This is a genomic window from Aestuariivirga sp. (genome assembly GCF_037139295.1).
Taxonomy (GTDB): Bacteria; Pseudomonadota; Alphaproteobacteria; order Rhizobiales; family Aestuariivirgaceae; genus Aestuariivirga.
Map to the genome: position 1 here is coordinate 1 of NZ_JBAXGR010000108.1, position 9654 is coordinate 9654.

General features: G+C 61.6%; 8 protein-coding genes. 3 read left to right on the plus strand and 5 right to left on the minus strand.

Features of this window, described 5'->3' with window-relative positions; translation table 11 throughout:
• The 4 genes from WCJ41_RS18030 to WCJ41_RS18045 all read right to left on the minus strand — a co-directional run.
• Positions 1 to 810, minus strand: an 810-nt coding sequence (locus WCJ41_RS18030) for a sugar phosphate isomerase/epimerase family protein (protein ID WP_336907226.1), incomplete at its 3' end; no start/stop codon positions are given.
• Positions 810 to 1949 (minus strand): dihydrodipicolinate synthase family protein, encoded by a 1140-nt coding sequence (locus WCJ41_RS18035; protein ID WP_336907227.1) that lies wholly within the window; start codon positions 1947 to 1949, stop codon positions 810 to 812. The genes WCJ41_RS18030 and WCJ41_RS18035, both read right to left, overlap by 1 nt.
• 3 nt (positions 1950 to 1952) lie before the next feature.
• Positions 1953 to 2714 carry a 3-ketoacyl-ACP reductase gene (locus tag WCJ41_RS18040; protein WP_336907228.1) on the minus strand — a complete coding sequence of 254 codons (762 nt, stop codon included), beginning with the start codon at positions 2712 to 2714 and terminating at the stop codon, positions 1953 to 1955.
• Positions 2711 to 3373: a TetR/AcrR family transcriptional regulator gene (locus tag WCJ41_RS18045; protein WP_336907229.1), complete on the minus strand. Its 663-nt coding sequence runs from the start codon at positions 3371 to 3373 to the stop codon at positions 2711 to 2713. The genes WCJ41_RS18040 and WCJ41_RS18045 overlap by 4 nt, the downstream gene beginning before the upstream one ends.
• An 83-nt stretch (positions 3374 to 3456) precedes the next feature.
• On the opposite strand from WCJ41_RS18045, the gene WCJ41_RS18050 reads away from it, so the two are divergent.
• From WCJ41_RS18050 to WCJ41_RS18060, 3 genes are read left to right on the plus strand one after another with little or no spacing between them, the layout of a single operon-like run.
• Complete coding sequence (locus WCJ41_RS18050) at positions 3457 to 5043, plus strand: GMC family oxidoreductase N-terminal domain-containing protein (RefSeq protein WP_336907230.1); 1587 nt, start codon at positions 3457 to 3459, stop codon at positions 5041 to 5043.
• A 3-nt stretch (positions 5044 to 5046) separates the two neighbouring features.
• Positions 5047 to 6624 (plus strand): acyl CoA:acetate/3-ketoacid CoA transferase, encoded by a 1578-nt coding sequence (locus WCJ41_RS18055; RefSeq protein ID WP_336907231.1) that lies wholly within the window; start codon positions 5047 to 5049, stop codon positions 6622 to 6624.
• On the plus strand, positions 6617 to 7396 hold the full coding sequence (locus WCJ41_RS18060; RefSeq protein ID WP_336907232.1) for an enoyl-CoA hydratase/isomerase family protein: 780 nt from the start codon (positions 6617 to 6619) through the stop codon (positions 7394 to 7396). Before WCJ41_RS18055 ends, WCJ41_RS18060 begins: the two co-directional genes overlap by 8 nt.
• Before the next feature lie 95 nt (positions 7397 to 7491).
• Here WCJ41_RS18060 and WCJ41_RS18065 read toward each other — a convergent pair.
• Positions 7492 to 9654, minus strand: a 2163-nt coding sequence (locus WCJ41_RS18065; RefSeq protein ID WP_336907233.1) for an AAA family ATPase, incomplete at its 5' end; no start/stop codon positions are given.

The following is a 9654-nucleotide window of genomic DNA, read 5'->3' on the forward strand; positions in this document are numbered from 1 at the left end:
CGTTTCACCCATGGGCCGTTTCCACCAGTCAAGCGTCGAGAAGATCTCAGCCTCTACGAAACCGTCGTAGCCCGCCTCCTCGACGAGACTGCGAATTTCACGCAGGTCGATGATGCCGTCCCCCATCATGCCCCGATCGTTCAGCACATCTTGCGTCGGCACCAGCCAGTCGCAGACGTGGAATCCAAAGATACGTTTGGATGCTCGCGCAATATCGTGCTTCAGGTTGGGGTCCCACCAGACGTGATAGGCATCGAGGCAGATGCCGAGCCAAGGGACTTCGGTACAGCCCTCGATCCTGTCGCAGATGTCCAGCGCCTCCGAAAGGAGTGACACACAGGAGCGATCCGCCGTATAGACGGGATGCAAGGGTTCGAGTGCGATGCGAATGCCGCGGCTCTGGCCATACTCGAGCAGCAGGGCAGTGCCCTCCACCACCTGGGCACGGGCCGCTGAGATGTCCTTCGATCCGGTCGGTAGTCCGCCGACGACTAGCACGAAACTTCGGGCGCCCAACACCGCCGCGTCGTCAATGGCGCGACGGTTGGACTCGATATTCGCTGCGAAGCCGGCGCGGTCCGTGGCGGGAATATAGGTGCTGCGGCAGTAGCCCGTCACCGCCAGACCAGCCTCCCGAATCCGCCGCGCGATTGTCTTGACGTCGTGTCCTTCGATCTCCCGCCGCCAGGGTGCGATCGCGCCGAAGCCCGCTCTTGCCACCGCATCGATCACTACTTCGACTGGCTCTTTGAAGCCGAGTGTGGCCGTGTTGATGGCGCAAAATCGGAGGCCTGAGGCAAGGTCGCGCATCAGGCACCATAGAGGCCAAGGAGCCTCTTCATGCGCTGCACCGCCAGGTCGGGGTGAATGAGCAGACGCGCCTGATCAGCGAGCTTGAAAACTTCGATGAAGTAGGGAAGCGGCCGCATCGCCTGTGCGCCGTTGACCATGACGAAATGATCCTGGTGACCATTCAGCCAGGCGAGGAAGACAATGCCCGTCTTGTAATACTGCGTCGGCGCCCGGAAAATCAGTCGCGAAAGCGGCACGGTGGGAGTCAATAGCCTGTCATACTTCTTCAGATCGCCCTTGGCGAGGGCGGAGAGTGCCGCCGAAGCGACGGGCGCTATTGCATCGAAGATGCCCAGAAGGGCATGCGAGTAGCCATGCGCGTCGCCGGCGATCAGTGCGGGATAACTGAAGTCGTCGCCGGTATACATTTTCACTGATTTCGGCAGGCGCCGCCGCATGCGGATCTCCTTGCCGTCGTCGAGAAGCGAAATCTTGATGCCATCGATCTTTGCTACGTTCCCGTTGATCGTGGCGAGGCAGGTGTCGAGCGCGGGTTGGAACTCGGTGCTTCCCCAATAGCCCTTGAGTGCCGGGTCGAACATGTCGCCGAGCCAATGCAGGACGACCGGACGGTCGGCCTCCTGCAGGACGCGGGAATAGACCTTTACATAATCGTCTGGAGATTTTGCGACCCGCACCAGCGCCCGGCTGGCCATCATGATGATTCGCCCGCCGAGCTTCTGAATGGAATTGAACTGCTCAAGATAGGCCCGCACCACGTCGTCGAGGTTTCTTGCCCACGCGGGTTCGAGTTGGTCCGTGCCAGCGCCCGAGAAAATCATGTCCCGCCGGCTTCCGGCTTCGGAGAGCGAACGCCCGATCAGATCCAATGCGCTGCTCCAGTCGAGGCCCGAGCCGCGCTGCGAGGTATCCATGGCCTCTGCGACACCGAAACCGAGATCAAGGAGATGGCGGCGATAGGCGAGGGTTCGGTCCCAGTCGATGGCCGGTGGCCCCGACGGGTCGGTACCCGCTCGTGCATCGGCCACCACATGAGCGGCGGCAAAGGCCGTCCGGTTGAAAGGCGCCCTGGGCTTGCGGACCTTGAGGGGATCGGCGAGCAGGGTGTAACTGCTGTCGGGAAATCTGATCCTCATCGCTCAGTACCTCACGCTCAGAAGTCCGCCATCGGCATGAATGACCTGGCCCGATGTGTAGGGCAGAAGACCCGCCGCCAGAGTAGCGGCAATGCGCCCAACTTCCGCCGGTGCGCCGAAGCGCTTGATAACGGTCAGGCCGGCGTCGATCAGTACATCGTATTTCGCCTTGGAGGGTGCTGTCATATCTGTCTCGATGAAGCCGGGCTGGATTTCGTAAACCCCAATTCCGTCATCAGACAGGCGTGCCGCGAACAACTTGGTGATCATCGAGGCGGCAGCCTTGGAGATACAGTATTCGCCACGTGCGATCGACGGGGCGATGGCATTGGTCGAGGTCACGGAGACGATGCTGCGATGAACGGTCGAGTGGCTGCCAGAAAGCCTTCTCGCGAAAGCCTGGGTGAGGAAGAAGGTGCCCCGCGTGTTGATGGCAAGGCAGCGGTCATAGCTTTCCGGCGTCACCTCCAGAAGGTCACCGCGGCTCAGCACCGAGACACCGGCATTATTGACCAGTGTCGTCAGCGGGCCTATTGCCGCCTCTGCTTCATCCAGTAGTCGGCCATGTGACCCGATCTCGCCGATATCGGCGATGACGGCTACTGACCTGCGCCCGCGCGACCTGATCTCGGCGGCCACTCCGGACAGTTCGCCGGAGTCCACGACGTCTGCTACTGCCACGTCGAAGCCATTTTCCGCCAAGGCCAGTGCTATTGCCTTCCCAATGCCGCGCCGTCCACCGGTAACAAGTGCTCGTTGTGTCATGTCGCTGCCTCCATCTTCGCAAGCGCTCGCGGCGTGCAGATCACGCGCAGGATCGTCTTGGTGTTGAAGTCGAGCCGCTCGTCCAGCGCTCTTTTGCTCATCAAATCACGTTCGAACACGATCGACCCGGTGAAGCGGTTGGTGAGATAGTAGTACCCGATTGCGGCAATGGTGATGTTGACCTGCACCGCATCGAGATCAGGGCGGAACAGCCTTGCCCTGACGCCACGCTCGAGGAGGGAACGCATGCGACCGACGAAAGGCCTGCTCATCTCGCGCATCCGTTCGGAGGCCTTGATGTGGCGGGCCTTGTGCAGGTTCTCGCTGTTGACCAGTGTGATGAATTCCGGATTGTCGAGGTAGTATTGCCAGGTGAATCGAATGAGGCGAGTTAGAGCCGTGACGGGATCATCCTTCTCGATCTCGAGCCTGGCTTCCGCCAGGCGGATGCCCGCATAGGCGTCCTCCAGTGTGATCCGAAACAAGTCCTCCTTGTTTCCGAAATAGTGGTACAGCATGCGCTTGTTGACCTTGGCGCGGGCGGCAATGTCATCCACCCTTGCACCTCCCAAGCCCTTGCGAGCGAATTCGACCTTCGCCGCCGCCAGGATCCGCGCCCGGGTTGCGATCGGATCGCGGGATTTGCGTGCATGCGCCACAGACAAGATGTCCGCTCTTGAAATAACCAACTGGTTATTTATAAACTGAGCCATTGGGCGGAACAAGAGGCTTTGCGGCGCCGATGTTTGATTACGTGATCGTGGGAGGGGGTTCCGCTAGCTGCGTTCTGGCTGCGCGCCTCTCGGAGGTCGAGTCTGCAAGCGTACTGCTTATCGAGGCGGGGCCGCGCGATACCGATCGCTATATCCACATGCCCGTCGGCTTCTTCAAGATGACGTCGGGCCCGCTGATCTGGGGCTATCAGTCAGCGCCCCTTCGGCATGCGAACGACCGCAGAACCGTCTATCCGCAGGCCCGCGTGCTGGGCGGAGGCAGTTCGATCAACGCGGAAATCTACACGCGCGGCTGCCCTGAGGATTATGACGGCTGGGCAAGCACCCACGGCTGCGACGGCTGGGGCTGGAGTGATCTCAAGCGCTATTTCCTGAAATCCGAAGGCAATTCGCGGCTCGGAGGGCTGGAACACGGCATTGACGGCCCGCTGGCCGTTTCCGATCTTCAGAGCCCCAATCGCGTGTCTCTCGCCTATGTGCAGGGCTGCATGGAACTCGGCATGCCCTTCAATGGCGACTTCAATTCAGGGCGCCAGGAGGGGGCAGGCCTCTATCAGACGACTATCCGCGATGGCCGCCGATGCAGTGCCGCCGTGGGATATCTCAAGCCAGTGATGTCTAGACCCAATCTCACGGTGCGCACCGGCGTAACTGTCAACCGGATCATTGTGGAGAATGGCCGGGCCAAGGGGGTCGAGGTTGTGGCGGGCGGCCTCGCCGAGCGAATTGAGGCTTCCAGCGAAGTGATCGTAACGGCAGGTGCGGTCGGCTCGCCGAAGCTGCTCTTGCTGTCCGGCATTGGCCCCGCTCCCCACCTGACGGACGTCGGGGTCCCCGTGGTGCATGACCTGCCCGGCGTCGGCGAGAACTTCCACGATCACTTCTCGACGGATGTCACCTGGGTTCTCAATGGCCCTCACTCCTACGACAAATACAAGAAGGCGCATTGGAAAATCTGGGCCGGGATGCAGTATGCTATGTTCCGGTCGGGTCCGGTGGCGTCCAACATCGTCGAGGCCGGCGCCTTCTGGTGGAGCGACCGTTCCGAGAAAACGCCGGACCTGCAGTTCCATTTTCTCGCAGGCGCCGGTGTTGAGGAAGGGGTTGGCACTGTGCCCGGCGGCAATGGCGCAACCTGCAATTCCTATCAAGTGCGACCCCGCTCCCGGGGATCCGTGCGGCTCAGGTCTTCCAACCCCGCCGATGAGCCGCTCATCGACCCCAATTCCTTTGCCGAACCCTATGATCTTGATCGCCACATCGATGGAATCAAGGTGACGCAGGAGGTTGGGCATACGGGCGCCATGCGGAAATTCGTCTCGGCGGAGCATTTCCCCGGACCATTGGTGAAGTCCCGGGCCGACTACGAGGCCTGTGCGCGAGCGCACGCGCGTTCATCCTATCATCCCGTGGGCGCTTGCCGCATGGGCCGGGACGACATGGCTGTCGTGGACAATTCCCTGCGCGTCCATGGGATTGATCACCTCAGGATTTGTGACAGTTCCATCATGCCCGAGGTGGTGTCGTCCAACACCAATGCCCCAACCATTGCAATTGCAGAAAAGGCCGCGGACATGATCCGCGCTAACAGGTGAACAATGCCGAAGATCGTGTCAGCCGCCGATGCCGTGAAGGCGATCCCCGACAATGCCGTGGTGGCGGTCAATTCGTCGTCGGGCCTCAATTGCCCCGATGCTGTGCTGAAGGCACTTGGCGAAAGGTTCGACCTGCACGGTAGCCCGCGTGACCTGACCATGATCCACCCCATTGCCGCGGGAGACATGTTCGGCATCCGCGGTGTCGAGCATATTGCCAAGCGAGGCCTCATCGGTCGCATCATTGGCGGATCCTATCCCTCCGGTCCCTCGACGTCGGAGCCGCCCATGATCTGGCAGATGCTCGGTGCTGACGAGATGCCAGCCTACAACGTGCCATCCGGCATCATGTTCGACATGATGCGCGAGGCCGCCGCAAAGCGTCCGGGCGTCATCACCAAGGTGGGGCTCGATACCTTCGTCGATCCTGACCGCGAAGGCTGCGCGATGAATGCCAGGGCTGCCGCCAGCCCAATTGTCCGCAAGATACAGTTCGATGGCGAAGAGTGGCTCTACTTTCCAGCCATCGTGCCAGGTGTGGCGATCATCCGCGCCAGCGCTTGCGACGAGCGGGGCAATATGAGCTTCGAGCAGGAGGGCGCCTATCTCGGCGCCATGGAACTGGCACTCGCCGCCCACAATAACGGCGGCATCGTCATCGCCCAAGTGCGCTCGATCGTGGAGAACGAGACGCTGAAGCCGCACCAGGTGCGCGTGCCGGGCATCCTGATCGATTATATCGTGGAAGCACCGGACCAATGGCAGACGACCCAGACGCCCTATGATCCCGCCATTTCGGGCGAGGTGTTCAAGCCGATATCGAGTTTCTCGTTGATGGAGTTTGGCACCGGCAAGGCAATCGCCCGCCGCGTGGCGCAGGAGTTGACCAAGGGCTGGGCCGTCAATCTCGGCTTTGGCGTGTCCGCCAATGTGCCACGCATCTTCATCGAGGAGGGGCTCCATGGCCAGGCGACCTGGGTGATCGAGCAGGGTGCGGTTGGTGGTGTGCCGCTGCTGGAGTTCCAGTTTGGCTGCGCGTCGAACGCCGAGGCCTTCGTGCCCTCTGCCTATCAGTTCACCTATTTCCAGGCGGCGGGATTTGACTGTGCGCTGCTGTCCTTCCTGCAGATCGACTCGCATGGCTCGGTGAATGTGTCCAAGCTCGGCGTCCGACCTCATGTGACGGCGGGCGCGGGTGGCTTCGTGGACATCACCTCGCGGGCACGAAAGATCGTTTATTCCGGCTTCTACAACGCTGGCGCCAGGATGGAGATCAGCAACGGCAAGCTGAAGATCGAGAAGGAAGGCAAGGTGAGAAAGCTGGTGAAGGACGTGGAGCAGGTCTCGTTCTCGGGCCGGCGCGGCGTTGCACAGGGCCAGGACGTGACCTATGTGACCGAGCGCTGCGTGATGAAGCTCGCGCCCGAGGGCGTCGTGCTGACCGAGATTGCTCCTGGCGTGGACCTTCAGGCGAATATCCTCGATCAGTCAGAGTTCCCGCTCATCCTGTCTCCGACTCTGAAGGAAATGGACAGGCGGCTCTTCCAGCCCGAGATGATGGGGCTTGCTCTCAATGGTTGACACCGGTGACCACCGTATCAGGCTCAGCTTCGACGGGCATCTCGCCACGATCCTCATCGCAAGGCCGGAAAAACTCAATTCTCTCGATTATGAGATGGTGTTGGCGCTCGAGCGCGCCGCCCATCTGATCGAAGCTGCGCGTGACATGCGCGTTGTCATCATGACCGGTGAGGGCGAAAGATCCTTCTGCGCAGGCGGCGACATTGAAGCCTGGTCTGCGCTCAGCCCGTCCGACTTCGGGCTTGCCTGGGTCCGTCATGGGCACCGTGCCTTCGATGCACTGGCGCGCTTGCGGCAGCCGCTCGTTGCCGCATTGAACGGCCACACGCTTGGCGGCGGCCTGGAACTTGCTGCCACCGCAGATTTTCGGGTTGCAGAAGAACACGTGAAGCTTGGATCGCCCGAGACGGGGCTTGGCATCATCCCCGGATGGTCAGGCACGCAGCGCACAGTCTGCCGTTTCGGATCCCAGCTGGTGCGCCGCATGGCGCTGCTGGGCGAGGTGTTTACCGCCGAGGACGGCCTCCGTCTGGGTCTTGTGGATGCGGTCGCCCCCAAGGGCCAAGGGCTGGCCGCGGCCATCGCCATGGCACAACGACTTGCCAGGCGCGGGCCTCTGGCAACGCAGACAACGAAAATGCTGATCAATGCTGCCGAGGGGGAGGAGACCCGGCGCCCACTTGAAGCGCTTGCCGGTGGTCTTGCCTCCGCCGGTGCCGAATTGCGAACTGGACTTGCGGCCTTCCAGGGCAAGCGCCCGCCCGAATTCTGATCACGGGAGTGGTGACTTTCGGCGCTCGCCGTCAGACGGGCCTCGGCGCAGCACTGAAGCCAAATTAAACTATCTACATTGTCACGATTTCCAGTTCACTTGGACGAGCCTGCCCGTTCCGGACAAGGTGACAAAGGCATGGCTTTCGTCGCCGTCGAAGCAGATGTTGGTGACCAGCGGATCTCCGCCAAGTCCCGGATGGCTGCGACGACGGACGCCTTCTTGCCGCCAACGATCGTGGCGATCCTCTCCTTGCCAATGCCTGCTCCTGCCTCTCGAGCCTCCCTCACGGCCTTGAGGATGGCCTGCTCCCGTTTCTCCGCGTCGGCGTCCCGGATGTCGGTCTTCACCTCATCCGACCGCCTCTGCCGCTCGCCCGAGGACAGGGGCTCGAAGGCTGCCCGGCGAAGGATGAGAATGCCGGGGTCTCCGAACTCATCCACGACCTCCTTCTCGAAGGTTTCGGTGGTGATGGCGATCTCCTTCCACCTGGCCTCGAAGCGGGTCTTGCCCCGCACCAGATACCGCTGCTCGTTCCCGCCCCCCTTCTGCATAACGAGAAACACCACCTGGTTGGCGTCAGCCTCGAAGGCAGAGGCACCGCGCAGCGACATCTCGGAGGCATTGCTGCGGGTCATGTTAGCTTTGGCAATGTGGCCGATAACCCACGTCGGGAGGCCTGTGAAGCCGGTCTTCAGAGCCCGCATGATGGCCGAAGCTTCGGCGTTACTGTTCTCGTCCTCGATAGCAAAGGCCGCAGACTTCGTGTCGATGACCACCAGGGGCGGGATCGAGACCCCATCCACCACTCGGGTGAACATCGACACGTAGCTGCTCCCCACTTCGACAAACTGATCGGGCGTCATCCCGTAGGCATCAACGAGCTTGAAACGTTCCTTGTTGCGTTGGGTCGCGTAGCTGTCGCCATTGGCGATGGCGACCAGGATACGGTCCACCTGATCACGATCCTCGGTGATGTAAATGACGTTCCGCCAATGCCGCGGCTGGAGCGGGTCATTGAGGCGTGTGTGGATGTGTGCGACGAGGGCAGCCAGAGGCAGCACGGCGCTCGTCTTGCCGATACCCTGGTAGCCCGCAATGACGCAGATGCCTGCGGCAATGAAGCCTGGCACGATCATCCGAGGCAGCGTGACGTTCTCATTATGCTCCCTGAACCTGAGCATGGGATGCGTCGGGTCAGCCTTCGCCTGCCCGCTCGAGGAGCCTGCCTCACCCGCACCCTGCTCACCACCCTGCCCACGCGAAGCCTTGGTCCCGAACATGGTACTCTCACGCTGGCTGTGGCTCGACCACCCAAGGGTGGCGGGGTCGAGGCCCATCGCCTCACAGAGCCACATGGCAGCCTTGGTCACGTCAGGTGCACCCCCAAACTTCATGACCAGGTCGATGGCCGTGGCGGCCTTCTCCTCACCAAAGTCCTGAATGCCAGAGGGATGGATCGAGATGTCCTCCTCGAGGTTGCGGCTCAGGTCCTTGGAACTGACCCGCCACGCCTTGGTGCCGGGCTGGTAGCGGGCGGTAGCGAACAGCTTTTTGACCCACTTCTCGATATTGGCCAGGGCCGCATCGTTCGCGTTCCGGAAGAAGGAGCTGCCGGTGGATTGCCCGGCGTTGGCCGAGTGAGAGCCCCCATTGGCGTGCCCATTGGAGGAACTGGTCTGGCTGCCTTGCGCCGGTGCCTCAAGCTCACCACCATTCTCGATCAGCAGCTTCGCCAGTTGGGAGATGTCGCCAAACACGGACCAGGGACCAGGCTGCTGGTTCCCGCTCACGGTCATGTAGCGACCATCACCCGCGGCATAAAACTCGAGGCTGCTCCCATCAGGCCTCTTTCCGAACCTCTTGCCGATCGGTCCTGTGGCACCCCTGCCAATGACCCGAAGGCCTTCACCCGAGACGGTGATCTCGGTGTAGGAATTGGCCTCATCGATGATGGCCTTCGCCCATACACTGATCTCGCCGGAGGCTGGATCGCGGCAGTCATCCAGATCGACGAAGATTTCGCCATTCATCAGGCCGCGCAGGCAAATGCCGATCCCATCGATGCGGCCAGCCTCGTAGGCCACCATGGCCTCCTCGTAGGTGCACCACGTGTTAGGATCAGCCGAAGACGCATGCCTGACCCCATCCGGCATGAACGGTGGCTTGTCCCATTTCGCCTTCTCGGACTTCCAGGTCCAATTCCAGCCAGTCCAGATGCGCTGCAGGAAGTATGGCGCGAAGATCGGCGGCAGCCT